This window comes from Pseudobutyrivibrio sp. UC1225, from assembly GCF_900115215.1.
In the GTDB taxonomy this organism is placed as follows: Bacteria; Bacillota; Clostridia; order Lachnospirales; family Lachnospiraceae; genus Pseudobutyrivibrio.
Genome location: NZ_FOVQ01000018.1, coordinates 1 through 23,981, shown reverse-complemented (window position 1 = coordinate 23,981; position 23,981 = coordinate 1). Strand labels below are relative to the sequence as shown.

The window sequence follows — 23,981 nt, the reverse complement described above, 5'->3', positions numbered from 1 at the left end:
TTGAATTTGTGGTAAACTAATTCAGACTTTTCTAGGAGGGATTACACAAATGAAAAATAGATTTTTAGCATTGCTTTTAGTTGGCACATTGGCTTTTTCTTTTACAGCCTGTGGCAGCAAAGAAGAGGATAAAGCAGAAACAAAGACTGAGCAGTCAGCAGATACGGAGAAGAAATCTGACGCAAAGCCTATAGAATATGATGTGGATGAGCTTGTTACATTGGGTGATTATAAGGGCTTAGACATCACTCTTGATGGTGAATATGAGTACACAGACAAGGGCTTTGATGAGTACGTTTCAAAGACTATTTCTGAGGCAGCTATCTATGTTGAGGATAGCAGCGCAAAGGAGATCAAAGAGGATTCTATCGTAAATGTTGATTACGTAGGTTCTCAGGATGGGGTAGCTTTTGATGGCGGTTCTGCAGAGGATCAGCTTATCGATGTAGGAAACAACAGCTCTGCTACAGGCGGCGGATATATCGAGGGATTTACTGCTGGTCTTGTAGGTCATAAGGTAGGTGAGGAAGTTGCTTACGAGGTTAAGTTCCCAGATGATTATGGCAACGCAGATTTAGCTGGACAGACAGTTATCTTCACTTTCCAGGTTAATTACATTGCAAAGGCTATCGATTCTAAGAAGGCACTTACAGATGATATTGTATCTGATAAGTTTGGCTATGATACAGTTGATGCTTACATTGATTCACTTAAGGATAAATACACAGCAAGCCTTGAGAACAATCTTAAGAGCGACAAGCAGACAACAGTATTAAACGCAGTTTTAAACAACAGTAAGGTATCAAAGGTTCCTGAGGATCTTCTTCAGGCAAGAGTAGACATGTACCTTAATGTATATGAAAAGCAGTATCAGTCATATGGCACTACTGCAAAAGAATATTTTGAGTCTATGGGACAGGATTACGATGCTTATGTTGAAAGCATGAAGACAAGCATTCAGGAGTCTACAGAGACAGAGCTCATCCTTGAAGCTATTGCAAAGGCTGAGGGCATCGAAATCGATGAGGATGGATATAAGGAGTTCATCCAGGGCATCCTTTCATCTTCAGGAGCATCAGACGAGACAAGCTTCTATGAAGTATATGACGTAGATGGCTATACAGGTGAGAGATATTTCCGTCAGGCATATCTCACACAGAAGGCGCTTGATTTCTGTATTGATAATGCAAGTTACACAGGAGCACCTGCGGTAGCAGAATAGGAAAACGCTTTATATTTTAGCCGATTTATAGTATAATCAATTAATCTTAGGGTTACTATGAGTAGTAGCTGTTTAAAGAAAAGGAGATATTCATTATGGAACACATCAAAACATTAAATACTGCAAGATTACAGAACACTGTAAAGGAAGGCGGATGTGGCGAGTGCCAGACATCATGCCAGTCAGCTTGCAAGACTTCTTGCACAGTTGGAAACCAGAGCTGTGAGCACTCTAAGTAATAGCTCATTTTTAAAGAAGTAATATTTAACGCAGACCGGACCTCACCAGTTTTGGTGGGGAACGGTCTATTGTGCGTTTATGAAAGGACATTTTTTTAGTGATTCACCAGTTTAAAAACAACGGTTATAACATTGTTATTGATATCAATAGCGGTGCCATCCACGTAGTAGATGAAGTCACATACGATTTTCTTGGTCTCTGGCAGGAGCAGGGAAAGGATGCAGCGCTTTCACAGATGAAGATAAGCCATCCTGAGGTTTCTGAGGCAGAGCTTACAGAGATTCAGTCAGAAATTGAGCAGCTTATTGCTGATGGCGCATTATTTACAGAAGACAATTACGAGCCAAGGATTGCTGATTTTACAGCACGTCCTACAGTTGTAAAGGCTCTTTGCTTACATATAACCCACGATTGCAACCTTGCCTGCAAGTACTGCTTCGCAGAAGAGGGAGAATATCATACAGGAAAGCGCGAGCTTATGACCTACGAGGTTGGTAAGCAGGCTCTTGATTTCCTCGTTGCTAATTCAGGCAGCAGAAGAAACCTTGAGGTTGATTTCTTCGGTGGCGAGCCACTTATGAACTGGCAGGTAGTTAAGGATTTAGTTGCCTACGGTCGTTCTCTTGAGAAGGAATACAATAAAAACTTTAGATTTACACTCACCACTAACGGTGTATTGTTAAATGACGAGATTCAGGAATTTGCAAATAAGGAGATGGCTAACGTAGTTCTTAGCTGCGATGGTCGTCCAGAGATTCATGATCTTATGCGCCCATTCAAGAAGGGAGCAGGCAGCTACGATATCGTAATGCCAAAGTTCAAAAAGCTTGCTGATTCACGTAATCAGGACAGATATTATATCCGTGGTACATTCACACGTAACAATCTTGATTTCTCTAAGGATGTTATTCATCTTGCTAATGAAGGATTCAAGCAGATTTCCGTTGAGCCAGTAGTTGCACAGGAAACAGATGATTATGCTCTTCGTGAAGAGGATTTACCAAAGCTCTTTGAAGAGTACGATTCACTTTGTGCAGAGATGATGCGTCGTCAGGGAACAGACAAGGATTTCAATTTCTTCCACTTCATGATTGATTTAGAGGGTGGTCCTTGTGTTTACAAGCGTCTTTCAGGATGCGGTTCAGGAACAGAGTATATGGCAGTTACACCTACTGGTGAGCTTTATCCTTGCCATCAGTTCGTTGGAAACACAGATTTCTGTCTCGGTGACGTATGGGGCGGGGTGAAGAACAAAGAAGTTGTAAATCAGTTCAAGCATTGCAATGTTTACGCAAAAGAAGAATGCAAGAATTGTTTTGCAAGATTCTACTGCAGCGGCGGATGTGCAGCAAATGCATTTAACTTCACAGGAAGCATTCTTGGTAATTACCATGTAGGATGTGAGCTTCAGAAGAAGCGTGTTGAATGTGCAATTGCATTAAAGGTGCACAATGCAGAGATTAACGAAACAAAAGAGGCATAGTCCTCTTTAGACTGCACAGCAGTTATAAATTACAAGATAGGAGAATAAATAATGAAACGTTTAAAAAAAGGACAGGGGATTGCCTGGCTCGTTGCATTTGTAGTTATTCTTGGTTTACTTGGATACTATGCAGCAACAGTTATCACAGGCACAATTAAAGAGAATGATGACAGCTTAAAGCTTGGTCTCGACCTTGATGGAGGTGTCAGCATTACATATGAAGCAGTTGGAGACAAGCCTACAGATGAGCAGATGGCAGACACAATCCTTAAGCTCCAGCAGCGTATTGAAAATGACCTTGGCGAGGAAAGCGCAACTACAGAAGCAAATGTTTATCGAGTAGGCGATGACAGAATCACAGTTGAGATTCCTGGCGTTTCAGATGCAAATGCATTATTGGAGGAGTTAGGTACTCCTGGTACACTTTACTTCATCGCTCAGAAGGATAGCGAAGGAAATGAGAACTACAGCTACGGTGAGAACGGATACGAGCTCAACTACGATATCGAGACACTCACAGAAAATGGTTCAGTTATTTGTACAGGTAAAGAAGTTACAGCAGCTCAGGGAAGAGCCGAGCAGGATAAGACTACTAGCGCTACAAAGTACGTTGTAACACTTCAGTTCAACGACGAAGGAACAAAGGCTTTCGGTGATGCTACAACAGTAGCAGCAGTTGCAGGCGAGACAATTGGTATCTACTATGATGGTAAGTTCGTTTCAGTTCCAAAGGTAAACGAAGCAATCACAACAGGTAACTGTGAGATTTCTGGTATGTCTTCTATGGATGAAGCAGAAAAGCTTGCTTCTTACATCCGTATCGGTGGTCTTGATATCGAGCTTCAGGAGTTAGAGTCACAGGTTGTAGGTGCTCAGCTTGGTGCTGATGCTCTTAGAACATCACTTATCGCAGCAGGTATTGGTCTTGGTCTCGTAATGATATTCCTTATTGTTATGTACCTTGTACCTGGTCTTGTTTCATCACTTGCACTTGCTCTTTACACAGCAATGCTTATCGGCATTCTTAAGGCATTTGATATTACACTTACACTTCCTGGTATCGCAGGTATGATTCTTTCAATCGGTATGGCGGTTGATGCTAACGTTATCGTATTCGCTCGTGTACGTGAGGAAATCAAGAATGGTCGTCCAGTAGTTTCATCTATTGAGGCTGGTTTCTCTAAGGCACTTTCAGCAATCCTTGATGGTAACATCACAACACTTATCGCAGCAGCAGTACTTGGTATCCTTGGTTCAGGTTCTGTAAAGGGATTCGCAATTACTCTTGCACTCGGTGTTGTTTTATCAATGTTTACAGCTCTTGTTATTACAAGAATTCTTATTAATTCTTTCTATGCACTTGGCGTTCGTGATGCTAAGTTCTATGGAAAGGCTAAGGAGCCTTCAAAGTTCGACTTCGTTGGCAAGAAGGCAATCTTCATTACAATTTCAGTTGCAATTATTGCAGCTGGTTTTATCACAATGGGAGCTATGAAGGCTAAGACTGGTTCAGGTCTTAACTACTCACTTGAGTTCCTTGGTGGTACATCAACAACAGTTGATTTCAACGAGACATATTCACTTGCAGATTTAGATGCAAAGGTAGTTCCTCAGATTGCAAGCACAATCGGTGTTAGCGAGGGAAGCATCCAGACTACAACAGTAGATGGAAGCAACCAGGCAATCTTCAAGACAAGAAATCTTACTCTTGAAGAGAGAGAGTCATTAAATGAGATGTTTGAAAGCCAGTTCCAGGTTAAGGACACTTCAATCACTCAGCAGACAATTGGTTCTACAATCTCAGGAGAGATGCGTAGCCAGTCTACAATCGCAGTACTTGTTGCAGTTCTCTGCATGCTCGTATATATTTGGTTCAGATTCAAGGACATCAGATTTGCTTCTTCAGCAATCATCGCCCTTGTACATGACGTTCTTGTAGTACTTGCACTTTATGCATTCGCAAGAATTTCAGTAGGCGCTGCATTCATCGCATGTATGCTTACAGTTATCGGTTACTCAGTCAACGATACAATCGTCGTATTCGACCGTATCCGTGAGAACCACAAGGCAGTTAGAACAGAAAATGCTGAGACACTTAAGGCACTTTGTAACGAGTCACTTGCTCAGACACTTTCACGTTCTATTTCAACATCAATCACAACAGCTATCATGGTACTTATGCTTCTTATCCTTGGTGTTTCATCAATCAGAGAGTTCGCATTACCACTTCTTGCTGGTGTAATTGCTGGTACATATTCATCAATCTTTATCGCAACACAGCTTTGGTACATCCTTAAGCTTAAGTTTGCTTCAAAGAATTAAGATTAGAACTAGGAGAAAAAACATGATAGACATTAAGTTTTTACGTGAGAATCCAGACGCAGTTAAGGAAAATATTAAAAAGAAGTTTCAGGAGCACAAGCTTGGCCTCGTAGACGAGGTCATCGAGCTTGATGACAAGAGACGTGCTGCTCAGCAGGAAGCTGACGACCTCCGTGCTCAGATGAATAAGGCATCAAAGGAAATTGGTGCTCTTATGGGTCAGGGCAAGAAGGAAGAGGCTGAGAAGGCTAAGGCTGAGGTAGCAGAGCTCAAGCAGCGCATTAAGGACTTAGAGCCAGTTGAGAAGGAGCTTGCTGATAAGGTTGAGGAAATCATGATGAAGATTCCTAACATTATCGACCCTTCAGTTCCAATTGGTCCAGATGATTCCTGCAACGTAGAAATCGAAAAGTTTGGTGAGCCAGTTGTACCTGATTTTGAGATTCCTTATCACACAGATATCATGGAGAGATTCAATGGTATCGATTTGGATGCTGCTGGTAAGGTTGCTGGTAACGGCTTCTATTACCTCATGGGAGACATTGCTCGTCTTCACTCAGCAGTTATCTCATATGCTCGTGATTTCATGATCGATAGAGGATTTACATATTGCATCCCACCTTTCATGATTCGTTCAAACGTAGTAACTGGTGTTATGTCATTCGAAGAGATGGATGCCATGATGTACAAAATCGAGGGCGAGGATCTTTACCTCATCGGTACATCAGAGCACTCTATGATTGGTAAGTTCATTGATACACTCAATGACGAAGCTAATCTTCCATATACACTTACAAGCTATAGCCCATGCTTCCGTAAGGAGAAGGGTGCACACGGTATTGAAGAGCGTGGTGTTTACCGTATCCACCAGTTCGAGAAGCAGGAGATGATCGTAGTTTGTAAGCCAGAGGAGTCAAAGAAGTACTATGATATCCTTTGGAACAACACAGTTGATTTATTCCGCAGCTTAGATATTCCTGTTCGTACACTTGAGTGCTGTTCAGGAGATTTGGCAGATCTTAAGGTTAAGTCTTGTGACGTAGAGGCATGGTCACCACGTCAGAAGAAGTATTTTGAGGTAGGTTCTTGCTCTAACCTTGGTGACGCTCAGGCTAGACGTCTTAAGATTCGTGTTAAGGATGAGAATGGTAACAAGTACTTCGCTCATACACTTAACAATACAGTAGTTGCTCCACCACGTATGCTTATCGCATTCCTTGAGAACAACTTACGTGAGGATGGCTCAGTTGCTATCCCAGAAGCACTCCGTCCATACATGGGTGGAAAGAGTGAGTTGACACCAACGAAATAACAATGTAAAATCAAGCAGTTCTCATTTTTGGGAACTGCTTGATATTTAGGGGTAGGTTTTTACAATGTAGTTTATTGTAAGAATTAAGAAAAGAGAAATTTATGTCAATTCAGAGTAGAGAAGATATTAGAAATATTGCCATCATCGCACACGTTGATCATGGTAAGACTACACTTGTAGATGAGCTTTTAAAGCAGTCAGGTGTATTTAGAGAGAATCAGGAAGTTGCTGAGCGTGTCATGGACTCAAATGATATTGAGCGTGAGCGTGGTATCACTATTCTTTCAAAGAACACAGCAGTATATTATAAGAACACAAAGATTAACATCATCGATACACCAGGACATGCTGATTTCGGTGGTGAGGTAGAGCGTGTACTTAAGATGGTAAACGGTGTTGTACTTGTAGTAGATGCATTTGAGGGTGCAATGCCACAGACTAAGTTCGTTCTTATGAAGGCACTTGATCTTGATTTACCAGTTATCGTATGTATCAATAAGATTGATAGACCAGAGGCTCGTCCAGACGAGGTTATCGATGAAGTATTAGAGCTTTTCATGGATCTTGATGCTTCAGATGAGCAGCTTGATTGTCCATTTATCTATGCTTCTGCTAAGGAAGGTTTCGCTATCAGAGATCTTAACGAAGAGCATAAGGATATGACAGCACTCTTCGAGACTATCGTAGATTACATTCCAGCTCCAAAGGGTGACCCAGAGGCTCCTACACAGGTACTTATCTCTACAATCGATTACAACGAGTACGTTGGACGTATCGGTATCGGTAAGGTAGAGAATGGTTCAATCAAGGTTAACCAGGATGCTATCGTAGTTAATGCTCACGATGAGAGCAAGAATAATAAGGTTCGTATCTCAAAGCTTTTTGAGTATGATGGACTTAATAAAGTAGACGTTACTGAGGCTCAGATTGGTTCAATTGTTGCTATTTCTGGTATTTCAGATATTCACATTGGAGATACAATTTGTGCACCAGACGCTCCAAATCCAATTCCATTCCAGAAGATTTCTGAGCCTACTATTTCAATGAACTTCATTGTAAATGATAGCCCACTTGCTGGTCAGGAAGGTAAGTTCGTTACTTCACGTCACATTCGTGAGCGTCTTATGAAGGAGCTTAACACCGACGTTTCACTTCGTGTAGAGGATACAGATTCACCAGATTCACTTAAAGTTTCTGGTCGTGGTGAGCTTCACCTTTCAGTTCTTATCGAGAACATGCGTCGCGAAGGTTTTGAGTTTGCTGTATCAAAGGCTGAGGTTCTTTATAAGGAAGATGAAAAGGGACACAAGCTCGAGCCAATGGAGCGTGCTTATGTAGATGTTCCAGACGAGTTTACAGGAGCAGTTATCGAGAAGCTTTCTCAGAGAAAGGGTGAGCTTCAGAACATGACACCTATCGCAGGTGGATATACTCGTATCGAATTTAAGATTCCTTCACGTGGTCTTATCGGATATCGTGGAGAATTCATGACAGATACAAAGGGAAATGGTATAATCAATACAATTTTTGATGGTTATGAGCTTTACAAGGGCGATATTTCTTATCGTAAGCTTGGAAGTCTTATTGCCTTCGAGACAGGTGAGTCAGTTACATACGGACTTTTCTCAGCACAGGACCGTGGTACACTTTTCATCGGACCAGGTGAGAAGGTTTATTCTGGTATGGTTATTGGCCAGTGCTCTCGTGCAGAGGATGTTGAGCTTAATGTATGTAAGAAAAAACATCTTACAAATACTCGTTCATCTTCAGCTGATGAGGCGCTTACACTTGTTCCACCAAGAGTTCTTAGCCTTGAGCAGGCACTTGATTTCATTGATGTAGATGAGCTTTTGGAGGTTACTCCAGAATCTCTTAGAATTAGAAAGAGAATTCTTGATCCAACACTTAGAAAGAGAGCTAGCTTTAAGAAATAAGGAGACTTATGGAAAAGGGAATTGTTCAAGTATATTATGGAACAGGACAGGGAAAGTCGGCAGCAGCACTAGGCCTTGCTGTGCGTAATGCATCTCAGGGGCGCACCACGACAATTATCCAGTTCCTTAAATCTGAGACAAATACTGAGTATTTAAGTAAGCTTGAGCCAGAGATTAAGCTTTTTAGATTTGAGCGCTCAAAGGAAAGCTTTTCTGATCTTACAGATGAGCAGAAGCAGGAGGAGATTTTGAATATTCAAAATGGCCTTAATTATGCTAAAAAGGTTCTCGGCACAGGCGAAAGTGATTTAGTTATTCTTGATGAGATTCTTGGTGTAGTTGATGAAGGAATCGTTTCAGAGCAGGATATTTTATGCGCTTTGGAAGGTCGTTCATATTCGACTAATGTTATTTTGACAGGATTAAATATAACAAGAGGAATATTTGAAATTGCTGACAGTGTTTTAAATCTTAAACCTGAAAAGTAATTTCATAGGACTGCCATGGACTTTTTATGGTCTCTATGGCAGTTCTTTTATATAATAAAATAAAACATATTATTGGCATGTACGAAAAAGAGGTAAGAATAATGACAAAAATTGTTATGCACGGTTGCAACGGACACATGGGAAGAGTTATCACAGATTTATGCATGAATGATTCAGCGGCTACTATTGTTGCAGGAGTAGATAAGTTCAAAGGCATAGATAATGATTATCCTGTATTCGATTCTCTTGAAGAGGTTGATGTAGATTACGATGTTGTAATTGATTTCTCTACAGCAGCTGCAGTAGATGGTTTGCTTGATGTTTGTGAGAAGACTGGAAAGCCAGTTGTTCTTTGCACTACAGGACTTGATGATAATCAGCTTGCACATGTAGATGCAGCTAGCAAAAAGGTTGCTATCCTTCGCTCTGCTAACATGTCATTAGGAATAAATACATTATTTGATTTATGTAAGAAGGCTACTCAGATTTTTGCTGATGCTGGTTTTGATATTGAAATTGTTGAGAAGCATCACAATCAAAAGCTTGATGCACCTAGTGGAACAGCACTCGCTCTTGCAGATGCCTGCAACGATGCTTTAGATGAAAAGTATGAGTATTGCTATGCCAGAGCTGACAGAAGAGAGAAGAGACCAAAGAATGAAATTGGTATTTCTGCAGTTCGTGGTGGAAATATTGTAGGCGAGCACGAGGTAATCTTTGCAGGACTTGATGAGGTTATTACAATCAAGCATACAGCATATTCAAAGAGTGTATTTGCAAAGGGAGCAGTAGAAGCTGCTAAGTTCCTTGCTGGTAAGTCAGCTGGCCTTTACGATATGAAAGAAGTAATCGCAGAAAAATAATTATAGCCGAGGGCGTATATGTATATTCAACTTAACTCACAAATCATATGCTATGAAAGGACCGGGGATCAGGGCACCCCGGTTATTCTCATACATGGAAATAGAGAAGATCATCATATCTTCGATCCATTGGTAGAGCGTCTCAGCAAATACAATGTCGTTTATGCTATGGATTCAAGAGGTCATGGTGAGAGTGCCACGCCGAAGGAATATCATTATAGTGATATGGCGAATGATGTAATTAACTTAATTAAAGGATTAGATATTGAAAAGCCATATCTCATTGGATATTCAGATGGCGGTATTATTTCTTTATTGGTTGCCATGCAGGCAAGTGAGTTGTTATCCGGAATAGTGTGCTGCGGTGCAAATCTTAGTCCGGCAGGGCTTCATCACAGAGATTTAAGGGAAATGAAGAAGGATTATAAAAAGTATAATGATCCTAGAACTTTGATGATGCTTCAGGAACCTGATATAAATCCAGAGGATTTGAAGAATATAACTGTTCCAGCAATGATATTTGCTGGAGAAGATGACTGCGTGAAGCAAAAAGAAACAGAAAAGATAGCTCAAAGTATCCCCAATTCAGTATTAAAAATCCTTTCTGGGGAAAATCATAGCAGTTATATTGTGGAAAAAGATACATTATATCCACATATCTATAACTTTATTAGATAATATTTTAGTTGCCAATCCAACATTTAGATTGTATAATCGTTATAAAATGTGAAGTTTTTATGAAATTATTTATTTTTGTAATGATGTTTGAAAAATGTCTGGATTGGTTTTTTTATGAAGCAAGGAAAGAATATATTTAGTTTTCATAGAAAATTGAATAATGTGATGCTTGTTATAGCGATAGTGGGTCTTATCATTTGTTACATGATGACAAGAGATGTAAAAAAAGATGAGACGTCTACCTCTAGAATTGAGCCATATCAAGTTGCGCTTTTAGAAGATGGCTCTAAGGAATACTTTATCGATTTATCTAGCTATGATAGTCAGTACTCTGGATTGGTGTTTTTTACCGCGCATCAGTCAGTTACCGTATATAATGCCGGGCATGAGATTTACTCATTTACAAAAACTGGCGGTTTTTGGGGTTCTACACCAGGAGCTAAATACAATTTTGTTTCTATAAATGAGAAAATGCAAAATGTGGCAGTTATATTAACTCCAGCTTATGATATTGTTAGCGAAAAGGTACCTGAGTTTTACATAGGAAATACGTATCAGATATATTCTGAGTTTCTTCGTGACTCTATTCCTAGGCTTATAGCCAGTATCTTTATAGTTATTTTTAGTTTGACACTATTTGCATACTATATTTTCATGAATAAGCGACTTAATTTAGGAAAAGACCTTATTTATCTTGGTTATTTCTCGTTGTTTATTGGCGTGTGGTCAACAAATGAAACTATTGCATGGACTTTGGTATCCGAAAATAGGATATTTGATTCGATAATTCCTTATATATGCTTAATGCTTTCAGTTCCGCCATTTGTTCTTTTCTTTGATTCTTACTTAGGAATTAACGGAAAGATTATAAAGAAAATAATTCTTTGGGCATCAATGGTGGAATTTATTACTGTTACATCTATGCATTTCCTTAAGATACGAGAATTTAGAGAAAATCTGATGTTTGTACAGCTTATGATAACCGTTGCCGTGGCATATGTTGTAGGTGCTATTATCCTACAGCTTTTACACCGTGATTTTTCACGTCAGGTAATAATTTGTACTATCGGTGTATCTTTATTCCTTATTGCAATGGTTGTAGATGTTATCAATTATTACAGAATAATTGGTGATGCTGACAGACTCGGTCGTTACATGGTTCTTATATTCGTATTACTCCTTGCATGGGATTTGATTCGAGGAACTAACGAACTTATTGAAAAGGGACGTCGTGCTAGACAGCTTGAGATATTTGCTCTTACAGATAGTATGACAGGCCTTTATAATAGAAATGCATTTGAAAGTCAGGCTGAGTCGGATAGAAAGCTTGATGGCATAATCGCTGTTGTTGCAGATGCCAATGGTCTTAAAGCATGTAATGATACTTATGGTCACGAGGCTGGTGATGAGTATATTACCCTTGTGGCAGAAATTTTCAACGGCGTATTTGGAAGATATGGAACTTGCTACCGTACAGGTGGAGATGAGTTCTGTTGTATCATCCCTTCAAGCAAAGCAGTTAATATGGAGCGATTAAAGAAGCTCTTTATGACAAAGATTTATACTGCGAATCTTGAAGGAAAGTACCAGTACTCAATTGGAGTTGCCATCGGAGCTGCGATGTTTGACTCTGAGCTCGACAAAGACTTCCGCGCACTTGTGAAGCGCGCAGATGAGTCAATGTACGAAAATAAGAAAGCATCCAAGACAGTTTAGATATCCAGACTGTTCATCCAATCTACCAGCTCCTGTAAGCCGTCTTCGGTAAAAGGAGCAAGCTTGGATTGCTTGGATTCCTCAGGAGTGTTTTCTGAGCTGAATGGGCCAGGCCAGATTGTGGCTTTGAACATATCTACCTCAGAATCCTCCTCGCGGAAGCGCTCAATTTTATAACATTTATTTTTATCGCTCCCTGTAAAAGAGGGAGCTTTTTTATAATATCCTAAAGATAAGAGTCTGCCTCTATCTATCATAGTTATCCTCCATAAATCAGATATATTTCTATTCAATAGTACCGATTTTGAAAGACTTTGTCACTAAAGAATGGTAATATATTTATATAGAATAATGTTAAAGCCTAAATACGGGGGACGTGCTTATGGATAAGGGACGGCTTTTTAGAATTATTTGTGGAGTAATGATAGCAATCATCGTGGGTATTCTTGTTATTCTGTTTGTCAGCGATGATGATACTGCCTCGGAGTTCAGTGTGGATATGACGAAGGAATATTCGGACACTGCCAGCTGGATGGAGAACATATCCGATGATACCTATATTTCACAGATTACCATACCAGGAGCTCACAACTCAGGCGCTCAGAATGTTGCGTTGGGCTATGTTATGAGATGTCAGGAGACATCAATTGCACAGCAGCTTGAAGATGGTTATCGATATTTGGATTTCAGAGTTGCCATCGAAGAGACTGAGGACGGAGATAAGTTAAAGCTTGTGCATAATTTTGCCAGCTGTCACACAGATGGAAATCTTTTCTCAGATTTTCTTTATTTTGATGATGTCGTTGCAGATATATATAAATTCCTTCAGAATCACGAAAGTGAGACTGTTATTGTAAATATTAAAATCGAGGACGAGGATTACTCAACAGCTGATATTCAGAAGCTATTACTGGAGCAGGTAAAAGCTAATAAGGATTACTGGTACACAGAAAATGAGATACCTACTCTCGGTGATGTCAGAGGTCGAATTATCCTTGCTACAAGATTTAATGATGAGCTTGCATCTGATGTTACTGGTCTGAATATGATATGGGAGGAGCAGGATAATAGAGTACCTGCAGATATTCCATATGAGCTTTATGTTAACTCAGATTACAGATTCTGGGTGCAGGATAGATATAAATATTCTGTAGAGGATAAATATGAGTCAGTGGTAGATGGTTTGGAAAATTGCGAGGCTGACGAGACTACCTTTTTCCTAAATTTCGTTAGTACTGCTGGCGATGGTAAATTTGGACATCCAAAGGGATATGCAAATGCCTTAAATACTCTACTTATGGAGTATGAGCTTAAATCTGAGACCAGCTATGGTATTATTATCGTAGATTTTGGTACAGCTGATTTGGCTAGACATATTTATTATTCGAATTTTTAAGTTAGGAGCAATATAAATTATGGAAAGAAATTATGATGGAGAAGTCAATCCAATTCTCTTAGAGTTTTTGGATACAGATGATTTTGAGGAGAAATATAAGATTTTGGTGGCAACACCTATTATGGATTTCGATAATCTCCTGATAGATAATATGGCATCTTCTATTGATGTAGTTGTTGAGGATGGAGATATTGAGACTAGAGTTCAGGATTTAAAGAACTGTGTTAGAACACGTTCTAAATACGAAACATTACGTTTTAGACGTTAATGTTAAATATGCATGAAGATTTGGTGAAAAACAACAAATAATGTGGCTGTGGTATTAAAATAATTTTAATGTAGTGTGTAAGGGATACATTTTTCTTAGTTAAGGAGAATACCATGGCCAATACAAAATCTTCAGAAAAGCACGCAAAAATAAAGAATAAGCTGATTGCGTTATTGATGCCAGTAGTATTGCTTCAGGTGATACTACTGGTTGTTATTTCTGGTTATATTTCTAGCCAGAGTTTGAAAAAGATGGCGACAGCTCAGCTTGATTCTTCTATCTCAAACCAGGGCGATAATATCGAATCCTGGTTACAGAAAAATCTCGAGAATTTCTCAACAGCCAAGCAGGTTATTGAGACTCAGAAGCCTGACGATGAGGCTCTGCAGTCTCTTTTGGATGCATTCTATGGCTACAACACCTATTGTACTGACGGATTTTATATTGCCAGCGAATCAGGAAAATTTATGAAAGCTAGTGAGTCCTCTAAGACCGTTTCTAATCCAAAGGATGAAGAGTGGTATAAGCAGGGCATTACTAGAGTGCGCCTAAATTATGGTGGGGCTTATAAAAATGCAAATGGTGATTCCGTTATAAGTGCATCAGGTATTCTTAATGATGGAAGCGACGAACTTAAAGTTTTTGCAGCTGATGTTACACTTGACCAAATTAGTATCATCGTTAATTCTGGTGTAAAAATGGATCAGGCAACTTCCTTCCTTATTGATTCTTTTGATGGCACTATATTGGCTCATAGAGATGCCTCTAGAATATTCACAGTTCTTGGTGAAGATGATTCAGATAAGCTTATGGCAGGTATAGCAAAAAAGTTTGCTGAACGTGATTATACAACCACCGAAATAGAAGGCTATCAGGTAGCATTTAGAAATATTGCAGGAACAGAATGGTATCTTGTTTCATATATAAGCAATAGTGTAATTTTGCAGGACGTAAATAAATTGATACAGCTTTTGGCAATAATAGGTGTAGTAGCTATTATTATCATTGTCATTCTAATTAATGTGCTTGTAAGCAGAGTAATCGCACCTATAGGAAATATTACAAAGCATATTTCAGATATGTCTGCTGGAGACTTTACAATTAAGGTTAAGCAGGAGAGCAATGACGAAATTGGACTTATGGGACGCAAGGTAAGTGAGTTCGTTCAGTCAATGCGAGGAATGCTTTCTGAAATTAATAACGAATCTGAAAGATTAAAAGAGCAGTCGGATAACTCTGATAGGGTATCAAAGGATATGTTTGATGCATCTCGTTCTCAGGCGGATGCTATGCAGAATCTGAATGCTACAGTAGATCAGCTGGCTATAGCTGTTAATGAAATCGCTGAAAATGCAACTACTCTTGCTATGGTAGTAGCAGACACAAGAGATAATTCAAATGAAGCTAATGATAGCATGAAGGAAACTGTTGAAATCAGTAAGAAGGGTAAGGCTGATATGGAACAGCTTTCCGTTGCTATGGAAGGAATTAAGAGTAGTAATGACCAGCTTGTTGAATCAATCAACGAGGTTGGAAAAGTATCTGAAGAGATTACAAAGATTGTTAGTTTGATAAAGGATATTGCAGACGAAACAAATCTGCTTTCGTTAAATGCGTCTATTGAGGCGGCCCGTGCTGGTGAAGCAGGTAAGGGATTTGCTGTAGTTGCAACAGAAATCGGAAAGCTTGCTCAAAATTCTGCGTCTAGTGCCGAGAATATTTCGAACCTTATCAATGAGGTAGGTAGAGCAATAGACAGTGTTGTAGAGCAGGCTCAGACAAGTGCAGAGGAAATTGAACAAAACTCAGAGAGAATTGGTACAGCACTTGAAACCTTTGATCAGATTTATCTTAACATAGAAAAATCTAATGAACTGATTGAATTGATGCTTGATAATATTCAGAAGGTTGATGATGTTGCAAACAATGTTGCTGCAATATCTGAGGAGCAGGCAGCTAGTGCTGATGAAATTCTTGAAACATCTCAGAATATGGTTGAACAGGCCAATAGTATTAGCCAGAGCAGCCAGGATGTAGCAGACAATTCTCACGAGTTGGCAAATACATCTCAGAAGCTTACGGATTATGTTCAGAAATTTAAGATTGATGAGGAGGTAAGTGATTATGAAGGTTAGCAGAAAATGTAGAAACCTTACGGTACTTCTTCTAACAATTATAATGTCCTTAGGATTGATTCTAACAGGCTGTGGAAACTCGGGAGGTTCAGGTAATTCCGGTAGTTCTAGTAGTTCTGGAGGAATTAAGGCGATTTATTCTGGCCCTGGTACAGATACCTTTAAGCAGATGCTGATGGATAAGCTTGCAGAATATGCCCCAAGTGAAGGTATAGATCTTACAATTGGAGAAGCTTGTGCTTCTACAAATGATCAGGTGGAGCAGATTCAAAAAGCAGTAGCTGATGGATATGATGCCATCATCTGCTTGCCAGTGGATAGAGCGACTGCATTGCAGCTTGAAATTGCAGCTGGGGATAAACCAATTATTTATGTTAATGCATGTCCTGATGAGCAGTTCTTAAAGCCAAATAAATACATGTCTGTTAGCAGTTATGAGATGAATGCTGGAGAATATCAGGCTGAGTATGTTTACAACAAGCTGGGTAAGCCAAGCTCAATGAACATTATTATTTTCCGTGGCGAGGCTACCCATAATGCAGCAGTAGCTCGTTCAGTATCAGTAAAGAACTGGCTGAGAAGCCAAGGGGTTGCGGTTAATGTTGTGTTCGATGATACAGCAAATTGGAGCACTGAACAGGCAAAGGATTTGTTCCATATTTTCCAGAAAACAAATCAAAGCTTCGATGCTATTTTCTGTAATAATGATGATATGGCACTTGGTGCTGTAGAGGCTTTAAAAGAAGCTGGCTATGATTTGGATAAATACCCTGTAGTAGGTGTAGATGCAACTGTTGCAGGATGCGAATCTATTGCAAAAGGCGAGATGCAGTTTACAGTTTATCAGTCAGCAGATGGCCAGGCTCAAAAGGCTATTCAGTTAACAAAGGCATTGGCAAGCGGTGGTACAGCAGATGGAATAGAAGGATTATCAGAAGATGGATTTTATATCTGGGTTCCATTCGAGCCAGTAGATGCATCTAATGCAAGCGAATATCCAAAGTAAAATGAAGTGATATTTAAAAGGCGAGTCAACGTTTGTTGGCTCGCCTTTTTGATTACAGAATTTTGAAAGGATTTGAGTATATCATACTGGAATTCTGGTATCGAATATCTCTTGTAACATCATCGCCAAACCATGGCGGTGGTGTAAAGGCGTCTGCCTCTTCAACTGATGGGAATTCAACCTCTGCCATGATGAGACCTTCCATGTGTCCAGAAAAGATGTCTAATTCGATAGTATAAGAATCTAGTGGAATAAAATAACGACGCTTTGTAATAGGGTGGCCGTCTATTTTTTCCATAAGGTGATTATAAGTCTCAGAATTAATATGTACTTCTAGTTCTTCTCTAACCATAAGGCCGATACCTTTGTACGTTAAAATATATTTATCATTTTTTTTCCTGATTCTGATAGTAGGTTTAATAGATAAATAACCTTGTTCAATGTCTACATACTCATATTCTGATATATCAGGTAATTCTTTTAATAAAAATTTTCTTTCGATTTCCATAAATCGCTCCATATTATTATATTTTTACGTGATAGTACCATAAATATATATGTATTGAAAGTCTGTTGTGATAAGTATGAGACAAAAATGAATATTTTTTTGGAAATTCTTGACATTAACATAGTAAAGCAATAAAGTATGAGCAACATCAATGTGAAGCCTGAGTAGGAAGTATTATAAGCGGGACACAAACGTATGTGGCCCGCTTTTGTATTGTTATCTACAAAATAATTGAAACGAGGATATATATGTGCAAGTATATACATTTGAGGCAGATTATAACAGTTGCTATATTGCTAAATATTTTAGTGTTTTATTCAATACTATTTTTGAAAGATGCAATTTTTATGGGGATATTTGGTCTCTTTTGTGTAGTATTAAATATTTGCTTTGTTCCTTCTTTGAAAAGAGAATTTGAGTATTCAGACATAATTCATGCATTTATATATTATTTCACGATGTATATCTGGATAGTTTACTTGATAGAAAATAATTTGATTTTTAAAATTCACTTTCAAATGAATGCTAGGGTAATTGGAATTGTTACAACTTGTTTTCTATTAATATTACGCGCTGCTGATATAAAAAATATTGCAAGAAGTCCAATTAATAAGATTGCAATAGCGAAGAATCAATTTGTAAAAGAGTTCGTGATATCGTTTTTAGCGGTTGTTTCGGAGGAAATCTTTTTCACTGCCTTTCTTATTAACATACTTCATGGATATGGAATTATAGTTTCAGTCTTTTTGAGTGGTTTGGTTTTTTCTTTTTCGCATTACTTAAATAGATGGTCAAGCAGCATGTTTAAGTTAAAAGATTATTATTTTATTTTTGTTTTGGGAATTATAAAAGGCGTTGTTTTTTACTATACAAATGACTTGTTTTTTTCAATTTTTTTACATGTGATTTATAACAGCTCTGATTTTTATTTATTGCTGAAAAAATTCTTGTTAAATGGGAAAATTGATAACGTGGTTTTGTTCAATGATTATGAATAGAGGAGTGAAAATGATTTCTGGGATAAAAGCTGTAATTATAAAGAATCGGTTGATTGTTAAACGTGCTTATCCATGGACGTTTGTTACAAGCAGAATAATTGGTGGAATTTTTTCTATGGCGATTCCAATACTGCTTTATTATTCAGTATTTAATACTGAAGTGTCAGGTGCTTTTATAAAATATGCGCACGGGTGTGATTATTTAACGTATCTTATGATTGGGCAGGTTCTTAATGTATTATCGTTTTCCACGTTAATGAGTGTTGGACGATGCCTTATTACGGAACAAAGAGAAGGAACACTAGATAATATCTTGCTATCACCGGTGTCTAGAGTTGGTTATTTTGTGGGCACTTACATAGAACAATTTGGAAGATCTATATTTGAATCAGCGTTTGTAGTTTTATTTGGAGTGATAGTTGGTGCAAGAATACCATTTGATTCAATCCCGATTATTCTTCTTTGTATATTTTTTTCTTCACTAACCTTTTTTTCAATGTCCATTATGGTTTCTACTATCATGATATACACTAGGGATACATATTTAGTACAAAATACATTTTATTTATTAATGAGCTGTATATGTGGAGTGGCTTTTCCTATTGAATATCTTCCAAAAGGGTTGCAGTTGCTCTCTGATATATTCCCGTTAACATATGCGATAAAAATAACAAGACTTTGTTCGCTTGGAATAATACAAATTCAGGCATATTTTGACCCAATAGTGAAGTTGGTTGCTCTAAGTTTCCTATACTTTTTATTAGGGTACTACGGTTTTAGAATACATGAAAAAAAACTAATTGAAGATGTTTTGGCGTAAATAATAGGAGAAAAAATGATAATAGCAAACAATTTATATAAAGAATATATCTTAAAAAGAGGTATATTGAAAAAAAAATATGATAAGAAAATAGCAGTTAATGATGTTTCTTTAAATATCAAGAAGGGCTCTATTGTGGGATTGCTTGGAGTAAATGGAGCTGGCAAGACAACGACAATTAAAATGCTTACAACTATGTTATCTCCAACACATGGATCAATTCTTATAGATGAAGTGAATGCTATTGATAAGCATATGGAGGCTAAAAAGAAAATAAATCTTATCACTGGTGGAGAACGTAATATTTATTGGAGATTATCAGCAAAAGAAAATTTAAATTATTTTGGAAGTTTGTATGGGCTTTCAAAAATAGATTTAAATAATCAAGTAGAGAAAGTGCTAAAAATTGTTGATCTCGAAGATGTTAAAGATATACCAGTAGAAAAATATTCAAAAGGAATGAAGCAGAGACTCCAAATTGCAAGAGGTTTAATTAATAATCCTGATTATTTATTTATGGATGAACCTACGCTGGGCTTGGATATTATGATAACAAAAAGTATTCATGAATATATAAAAAAACTAGCGCATGAAGAGAATAAAGGCATTTTAATAACAACACATTACATTCATGAAGCGGAGGATATATGTGATTATATTTACGTGATTGATCATGGTAGGATTATTGCGGAAGGGACATCTGAACAAATTAAAGAACTCTATACACATAAGCAAGTATATAACATAAAAACTACAGAATTAGAAGAAAACCAAATAAATGCCATCCAGAGAATTTATGATGGAAAGGCTGAAGTAAAGCTGGCTAATGATATGGATGGGTTAAATATAAAGGCAGATAATCTTGATTTTAATGAAATAATGGAAGTATTGAATATAAATAATATAAAGATAGAATCAATTGGTAAAAGTGAGTTTACGCTTGAAGATGCATTATATGAAATGCTGGAAGGGGTATCATAGTGTTTTTTAAAGTATGTATTGGAGAAATTACAAAGCAAAGATTAAACTATTTTAATTCCATTTCGACATATATTTCGCTATTAATATGGCCAATTTTGACAATTATAACATGTATTTATTCATATAAGAGTTTTGATATCGAACCATTAAAAATTTATGGGATTAATAGTAGAAATGATTTATCTGTATTTATTATAACTGGTTTTTTATGTTTTAATTGCTTTTTTACAATGGTGCAAAGCGGTCTATTTATGCATTCAGAAAGAGAGAATGGAACATTAGAAACGGTCTTTCTATCACCAGCACCTCGTTTAGCGATAATGTACGGAAGAGCCCTGGGGGCGTTATTTCAAAGTACATGGATAATATTATTATATTCTGTTGTTTTGTTTTTACTTGAAAAAGAAAAAATAATAATAACAATAATAAAACTTCCGTTGGTTTATTTAATTATTATTATAAGTTCAACTATATGGGGCGGGTTGATTAATGCAATATTCACTTTATCTAGAGATATTGGGTTTTGGTTTACATTATGTGAGGATCCAATGAAATTTTTATCAGGAGTGTCAATGCCTATTTCGGTAATACCTGTTTGCATTAGGTGGTTATCTGTAATATTTCCGCTAACATTTTGTCTAGATTTAATAAGGGGGATTATTATTTATGAAGATGAATTAAGTGTGTCGGCATGTATTAAATATATAATAGTCAATTTGATTGTTGTAGCAATAACAATCTTAATCTTACGAAAGGGAGAAATAAATAATAGGGAAACGGGAAATTTACAATTATATTAGTTGTTAGGAGGCAATTATGGAAAAAAAATATTTAAAAAAAAACACAGGGGTTTTATTAGATAGAATCGAAGGTAAATATTACGTTGTGTATGATTACAATACATACGAAATGAATGAAATAGGCGCTAGGATTTTGGATTTATGTAATGGGAAGAATTCTATGATTATTCTTGCCAATTTGGTACAAGCATCCTGTAACATTCGGACAATGGTTCCTGTATTATCCGGACAACGGTTCTAATAACATCCGGACAGGATTCCTGTACCAAGTTGACAAGATGACATCTATTTTCCTTCAGTATAATTGTTTGCGTTGGAACTGTCATCTCCAGCGTCAGCTGGCTGATGTTCCACCGTAGGTCTTCTTGATGGACCTTTTAGGTCGAAACGATATGCGTTTCGCACTATTCTGTCAAGTACCGCATCTGCAATAGTTGGATCCTTGAAAACCGAAGGCCACTCCTTCACTGGAAGCTGTGCTGAAATAGCGATAGCTCTTTGATGATGGTAACGTTCTTCTACAACCTCAAGGAAATCCTGAGTCATTGGCAAGTCCAGTTGTTTCATTCCAAAATCATCCAGAATGAGCAAATCAGGTTTTACCAAGTCACGCATCAGCTTATTGTAGGAGCCATCGCCCTTGCCTATGGTTAAGTCAGTTAGAAGTCTTGTAGTTCTATAACATCTAACCGAATAGCCAAAGATGCAGGCCGCTCTACCAAAGGCTGATAACAAGTAGGTCTTACCCACACCAGTGGCGCCTGTGATTATTAGGTTATTGCCATTTTTAATCCACTGGCAATCAGACAGCCTTGCCACATCAGCTTTCTTGAGTTTTCTGATGGAATCAAAATCGATGTTCTCTAGCGTTGCCGTTGGCTCTCTGAGAGAAGCTAGTTTTATAAGTCTGTCAGTTTTTGCCCGTTGCCTTGCGTCGTACTGAGCAGTGACAATCATTGCCATCCTCTCATCAAAAGGTAAATCTTCTGATGCTGGTAACTCATCCTGTCTTGCATACTCAAGACGCATTGCATGCAGCTTCATGGCTGATAATTGCTCGGCAGTTTGATAATTCATGATGGGCACCTCCTTTACATCCATTCTCCGATACGGAGATTTTCATGGTGTGGAGTTGGAGTGTCCGCATCGGAACTGCTTTGCTTAATTGGTAACATATCCTGACCATTCTTAAGAATGTTTTTCAGGGTTGTATATGTGACAGAGTTAAGACTAAGTGCTTTTTCACAGGCATTCTCGACTCTGGTATCACCATAAGTATGGCTGAAGTTTATTACAGCCATGCAGGATTTATAAGCCTGCTCTTCAAACTCATAAGAGGCTAAAAGCTTATCAACAAAGTTAAAGGTGTTTGGACCAATCCTAAAAGCCTTTTGCTTGTAGTAAGTACCATTTAATCCATTGAATTCAGCAATGGCTTTATGATTATCAGGCATATGCTCTGTAGTGGTTACATAGCGCTGACCTGCGTACCTTCTTTGGTGTATAGCGATTCTGTTTCCAACGCTATCGAAGATTTCAATCTTCTTAGCATAGGCATGAATTACAACACTACGCTTATAGTAGCTATACGGAACAGAATAATAAAAATCAGCAAATTTTACATGATAATTGTTTGGCACCTTGCTTACTTTCCTAGTTGTAAAGGCTTCAAAACGGTCCTGTGGTAATGGCCTGAGTGCTGGCTTATCTATAGCAATAAAGTTACTTTTTCTTGTTCCAGGACGATGCTTAAATTTTACTTCAACAAGCTCTAGGACACGTTCTCTTATGTCGTGATTAAGAGCTTCAAAGCTGTAATAGATTCGTCCCTTAAGCCATTCTAGAAGCCAGGTTTCAAGCCAGCCAACACCGGATTCAACAGAGGCTTTATCACGAGGCTTACGCACTCTTGCTGGGATAATAGCGACCTGATAATGACGAGCCAATGCATTGTATGCCTCATTAATCTTTGGATCATAAAGGTTTGTATGCACAACAGCTGTCTTGCAATTATCTGGAACAAGTATGCGTGGCAAACCACCATACCACTCAAAGGCATCTATGTGAGCCTGATTCCAGTTAAGCTGTGTTTCATCAGGAAAAGCTTCAACAAATGGATACGAACTGTCACCAAGTGTTGTAACAAAGAAATGAGCTTCATGTTTTTCACCTGTGATGTTATCCACGACACAAGGAAGCGTATCGCCAATCCAGTCGATAAATAGTTCCTTGCCTGGCTCTCTTTCCTGAGGCATGACAACATTTTTACCAGTGTTGTCTTTCCACTCATTGTACTTGGCACAGAATCTGCTGTAACTGTATCCATCAGGATACTCAGGACGGTATTCTTCCTGCCAAATGTATTGGAGGTTTCTTCTTGGATTATCAAGTAACTCCTTGTGATAAACCTCCCAGTCAGGTTCTTCTTTGGTTTGCTTACGCCCAAAAGCGTCAGGATAAATGAGCTCATTAATTCTAGCAGGAGATAATTGTAAAGCATCTTGGTATGTGAGCCCACATTTTTTGCAGCGTGACAAAATTTCAGAAACAGTTGATTTTGAACAGCCAGCTGCTTCTCCAATCTCACGACAAGTTAGATGAATTTCTTCCTTCAAGCGAAGGATTTCAGTAATAGTCATCATTGGTAGACACCTCATTTCATTACCCTCCTTAGAATGTATTTACATACATTCTAAGTGAGTAGAATTGCGATGTCATTTGTCCGGATGTTTCAGGAACCTTGTCCGAGTGTTATAGGAACGCTGTCCGGGAGTTACAGGAATGCTGTCCGAGTGTTACAAGAATCATCAT

General features: G+C 38.1%; 23 protein-coding genes. 19 read left to right on the top strand and 4 right to left on the bottom strand.

Annotated features, from left to right (window positions below; all coding sequences use genetic code 11):
- Positions 1 to 49: 49 nt before the first annotated feature.
- The 10 genes from BMZ41_RS14530 to BMZ41_RS14485 all read left to right on the top strand — a co-directional run bounded on the left by BMZ41_RS14530 (position 50) and on the right by BMZ41_RS14485 (position 12,258).
- Entirely contained in the window at positions 50 to 1,222 is a 1,173-nt protein-coding gene (locus tag BMZ41_RS14530; protein ID WP_090170743.1) for an FKBP-type peptidyl-prolyl cis-trans isomerase, read from the top strand.
- Positions 1,223 to 1,317: 95 nt separating this feature from the next.
- Positions 1,318 to 1,461 carry a six-cysteine ranthipeptide SCIFF gene (scfA, locus tag BMZ41_RS14525; RefSeq protein ID WP_015548727.1) on the top strand — a complete coding sequence of 48 codons (144 nt, stop codon included), beginning with the start codon at positions 1,318 to 1,320 and terminating at the stop codon, positions 1,459 to 1,461.
- Positions 1,462 to 1,559: 98 nt separating this feature from the next.
- Positions 1,560 to 2,945 (top strand): thioether cross-link-forming SCIFF peptide maturase, encoded by a 1,386-nt coding sequence (scfB, locus tag BMZ41_RS14520; RefSeq protein ID WP_090530964.1) that lies wholly within the window; start codon positions 1,560 to 1,562, stop codon positions 2,943 to 2,945.
- Between the two features lie 51 nt (positions 2,946 to 2,996).
- Complete coding sequence (gene secD / locus BMZ41_RS14515) at positions 2,997 to 5,267, top strand: protein translocase subunit SecD (protein ID WP_090170738.1); 2,271 nt, start codon at positions 2,997 to 2,999, stop codon at positions 5,265 to 5,267.
- A gap of 22 nt (positions 5,268 to 5,289) precedes the next feature.
- Complete coding sequence (serS, locus tag BMZ41_RS14510) at positions 5,290 to 6,579, top strand: serine--tRNA ligase (RefSeq protein ID WP_090530962.1); 1,290 nt, start codon at positions 5,290 to 5,292, stop codon at positions 6,577 to 6,579.
- 101 nt (positions 6,580 to 6,680) lie between these two features.
- Positions 6,681 to 8,513 carry a translational GTPase TypA gene (gene typA / locus BMZ41_RS14505; protein ID WP_090170732.1) on the top strand — a complete coding sequence of 611 codons (1,833 nt, stop codon included), beginning with the start codon at positions 6,681 to 6,683 and terminating at the stop codon, positions 8,511 to 8,513.
- Between the two features lie 8 nt (positions 8,514 to 8,521).
- Positions 8,522 to 9,001, top strand: coding sequence for a cob(I)yrinic acid a,c-diamide adenosyltransferase (locus BMZ41_RS14500; RefSeq protein WP_090170729.1), 480 nt, complete (start codon positions 8,522 to 8,524; stop codon positions 8,999 to 9,001).
- 101 nt (positions 9,002 to 9,102) lie between these two features.
- A complete protein-coding gene (gene dapB / locus BMZ41_RS14495; RefSeq protein WP_090170726.1) occupies positions 9,103 to 9,864 on the top strand; it encodes a 4-hydroxy-tetrahydrodipicolinate reductase in 762 nt (253 codons plus the stop codon).
- A gap of 18 nt (positions 9,865 to 9,882) precedes the next feature.
- Positions 9,883 to 10,542, top strand: a complete 660-nt coding sequence (locus tag BMZ41_RS14490) for an alpha/beta fold hydrolase (RefSeq protein WP_090170723.1) — start codon at positions 9,883 to 9,885, stop codon at positions 10,540 to 10,542.
- A gap of 114 nt (positions 10,543 to 10,656) precedes the next feature.
- A complete protein-coding gene (locus tag BMZ41_RS14485; RefSeq protein WP_090530959.1) occupies positions 10,657 to 12,258 on the top strand; it encodes a GGDEF domain-containing protein in 1,602 nt (533 codons plus the stop codon).
- Here BMZ41_RS14485 and BMZ41_RS14480 read toward each other — a convergent pair.
- Positions 12,255 to 12,515, bottom strand: coding sequence for a hypothetical protein (locus BMZ41_RS14480; RefSeq protein WP_090170718.1), 261 nt, complete (start codon positions 12,513 to 12,515; stop codon positions 12,255 to 12,257). The two genes, BMZ41_RS14485 and BMZ41_RS14480, sit on opposite strands and share 4 nt — an antisense overlap.
- Positions 12,516 to 12,640: 125 nt before the next feature.
- Between BMZ41_RS14480 and BMZ41_RS14475 the strand changes: the two genes are divergently transcribed.
- The 4 genes from BMZ41_RS14475 to BMZ41_RS14460 all read left to right on the top strand — a co-directional run bounded on the left by BMZ41_RS14475 (position 12,641) and on the right by BMZ41_RS14460 (position 17,063).
- Positions 12,641 to 13,654, top strand: a complete 1,014-nt coding sequence (locus BMZ41_RS14475; protein WP_090530956.1) for a phosphatidylinositol-specific phospholipase C domain-containing protein — start codon at positions 12,641 to 12,643, stop codon at positions 13,652 to 13,654.
- A 19-nt stretch (positions 13,655 to 13,673) separates the two neighbouring features.
- On the top strand, positions 13,674 to 13,922 hold the full coding sequence (locus BMZ41_RS14470; RefSeq protein ID WP_090170710.1) for a hypothetical protein: 249 nt from the start codon (positions 13,674 to 13,676) through the stop codon (positions 13,920 to 13,922).
- A gap of 113 nt (positions 13,923 to 14,035) precedes the next feature.
- Entirely contained in the window at positions 14,036 to 16,057 is a 2,022-nt protein-coding gene (locus tag BMZ41_RS14465) for a methyl-accepting chemotaxis protein (RefSeq protein ID WP_090170704.1), read from the top strand.
- Positions 16,047 to 17,063, top strand: a complete 1,017-nt coding sequence (locus tag BMZ41_RS14460; protein WP_090530953.1) for a substrate-binding domain-containing protein — start codon at positions 16,047 to 16,049, stop codon at positions 17,061 to 17,063. Before BMZ41_RS14465 ends, BMZ41_RS14460 begins: the two co-directional genes overlap by 11 nt.
- 52 nt (positions 17,064 to 17,115) lie before the next feature.
- Here the strand turns inward: BMZ41_RS14460 and BMZ41_RS14455 are convergent, their stop codons facing one another.
- Positions 17,116 to 17,571 (bottom strand): CYTH domain-containing protein, encoded by a 456-nt coding sequence (locus BMZ41_RS14455; RefSeq protein ID WP_090530951.1) that lies wholly within the window; start codon positions 17,569 to 17,571, stop codon positions 17,116 to 17,118.
- Between the two features lie 248 nt (positions 17,572 to 17,819).
- On the opposite strand from BMZ41_RS14455, the gene BMZ41_RS14450 reads away from it, so the two are divergent.
- From BMZ41_RS14450 to BMZ41_RS14430, 5 genes are read left to right on the top strand one after another with little or no spacing between them, the layout of a single operon-like run.
- Entirely contained in the window at positions 17,820 to 18,569 is a 750-nt protein-coding gene (locus tag BMZ41_RS14450; RefSeq protein ID WP_090530949.1) for a CPBP family intramembrane glutamic endopeptidase, read from the top strand.
- Entirely contained in the window at positions 18,556 to 19,389 is an 834-nt protein-coding gene (locus BMZ41_RS14445; protein WP_177184256.1) for an ABC transporter permease, read from the top strand. Before BMZ41_RS14450 ends, BMZ41_RS14445 begins: the two co-directional genes overlap by 14 nt.
- 15 nt (positions 19,390 to 19,404) lie before the next feature.
- Entirely contained in the window at positions 19,405 to 20,370 is a 966-nt protein-coding gene (locus BMZ41_RS14440) for an ABC transporter ATP-binding protein (RefSeq protein WP_090530943.1), read from the top strand.
- A complete protein-coding gene (locus tag BMZ41_RS14435; protein WP_177184255.1) occupies positions 20,370 to 21,170 on the top strand; it encodes an ABC transporter permease in 801 nt (266 codons plus the stop codon). The genes BMZ41_RS14440 and BMZ41_RS14435 overlap by 1 nt, the downstream gene beginning before the upstream one ends.
- A 16-nt stretch (positions 21,171 to 21,186) precedes the next feature.
- Positions 21,187 to 21,411 carry a PqqD family peptide modification chaperone gene (locus BMZ41_RS14430; protein WP_090530938.1) on the top strand — a complete coding sequence of 75 codons (225 nt, stop codon included), beginning with the start codon at positions 21,187 to 21,189 and terminating at the stop codon, positions 21,409 to 21,411.
- A gap of 44 nt (positions 21,412 to 21,455) precedes the next feature.
- Here BMZ41_RS14430 and istB read toward each other — a convergent pair whose 3' ends face one another.
- Both istB and istA read right to left on the bottom strand, forming a co-directional pair.
- Positions 21,456 to 22,247, bottom strand: a complete 792-nt coding sequence (istB, locus tag BMZ41_RS14425; RefSeq protein WP_177184204.1) for an IS21-like element helper ATPase IstB — start codon at positions 22,245 to 22,247, stop codon at positions 21,456 to 21,458.
- A gap of 14 nt (positions 22,248 to 22,261) precedes the next feature.
- A complete protein-coding gene (gene istA / locus BMZ41_RS14420) occupies positions 22,262 to 23,827 on the bottom strand; it encodes an IS21 family transposase (protein WP_090529170.1) in 1,566 nt (521 codons plus the stop codon).
- Positions 23,828 to 23,981 lie beyond the last annotated feature (154 nt).

What these genes read in the sequence shown, in the direction of transcription:
- BMZ41_RS14530 (WP_090170743.1), top strand. Translation starts at nt 50, where the DNA reads ATGAAAAATAGATTTTTAGCATTGCTTTTAGTTGGCACATTGGCTTTT.
- BMZ41_RS14475 (WP_090530956.1), top strand. Translation starts at nt 12,641, where the DNA reads ATGGATAAGGGACGGCTTTTTAGAATTATTTGTGGAGTAATGATAGCA.
- BMZ41_RS14450 (WP_090530949.1), top strand. Translation starts at nt 17,820, where the DNA reads ATGTGCAAGTATATACATTTGAGGCAGATTATAACAGTTGCTATATTG.
- istB (WP_177184204.1), bottom strand. Translation starts at nt 22,247, where the DNA reads ATGAATTATCAAACTGCCGAGCAATTATCAGCCATGAAGCTGCATGCA.
- BMZ41_RS14480 (WP_090170718.1), bottom strand. Translation starts at nt 12,515, where the DNA reads ATGATAGATAGAGGCAGACTCTTATCTTTAGGATATTATAAAAAAGCT.
- typA (WP_090170732.1), top strand. Translation starts at nt 6,681, where the DNA reads ATGTCAATTCAGAGTAGAGAAGATATTAGAAATATTGCCATCATCGCA.
- dapB (WP_090170726.1), top strand. Translation starts at nt 9,103, where the DNA reads ATGACAAAAATTGTTATGCACGGTTGCAACGGACACATGGGAAGAGTT.
- scfA (WP_015548727.1), top strand. Translation starts at nt 1,318, where the DNA reads ATGGAACACATCAAAACATTAAATACTGCAAGATTACAGAACACTGTA.
- secD (WP_090170738.1), top strand. Translation starts at nt 2,997, where the DNA reads ATGAAACGTTTAAAAAAAGGACAGGGGATTGCCTGGCTCGTTGCATTT.
- BMZ41_RS14445 (WP_177184256.1), top strand. Translation starts at nt 18,556, where the DNA reads ATGATTATGAATAGAGGAGTGAAAATGATTTCTGGGATAAAAGCTGTA.
- BMZ41_RS14460 (WP_090530953.1), top strand. Translation starts at nt 16,047, where the DNA reads ATGAAGGTTAGCAGAAAATGTAGAAACCTTACGGTACTTCTTCTAACA.
- BMZ41_RS14500 (WP_090170729.1), top strand. Translation starts at nt 8,522, where the DNA reads ATGGAAAAGGGAATTGTTCAAGTATATTATGGAACAGGACAGGGAAAG.
- BMZ41_RS14485 (WP_090530959.1), top strand. Translation starts at nt 10,657, where the DNA reads ATGAAGCAAGGAAAGAATATATTTAGTTTTCATAGAAAATTGAATAAT.
- BMZ41_RS14430 (WP_090530938.1), top strand. Translation starts at nt 21,187, where the DNA reads ATGGAAAAAAAATATTTAAAAAAAAACACAGGGGTTTTATTAGATAGA.
- BMZ41_RS14490 (WP_090170723.1), top strand. Translation starts at nt 9,883, where the DNA reads ATGTATATTCAACTTAACTCACAAATCATATGCTATGAAAGGACCGGG.
- BMZ41_RS14470 (WP_090170710.1), top strand. Translation starts at nt 13,674, where the DNA reads ATGGAAAGAAATTATGATGGAGAAGTCAATCCAATTCTCTTAGAGTTT.
- serS (WP_090530962.1), top strand. Translation starts at nt 5,290, where the DNA reads ATGATAGACATTAAGTTTTTACGTGAGAATCCAGACGCAGTTAAGGAA.
- istA (WP_090529170.1), bottom strand. Translation starts at nt 23,827, where the DNA reads ATGAGGTGTCTACCAATGATGACTATTACTGAAATCCTTCGCTTGAAG.
- BMZ41_RS14465 (WP_090170704.1), top strand. Translation starts at nt 14,036, where the DNA reads ATGGCCAATACAAAATCTTCAGAAAAGCACGCAAAAATAAAGAATAAG.
- BMZ41_RS14455 (WP_090530951.1), bottom strand. Translation starts at nt 17,571, where the DNA reads ATGGAAATCGAAAGAAAATTTTTATTAAAAGAATTACCTGATATATCA.
- BMZ41_RS14440 (WP_090530943.1), top strand. Translation starts at nt 19,405, where the DNA reads ATGATAATAGCAAACAATTTATATAAAGAATATATCTTAAAAAGAGGT.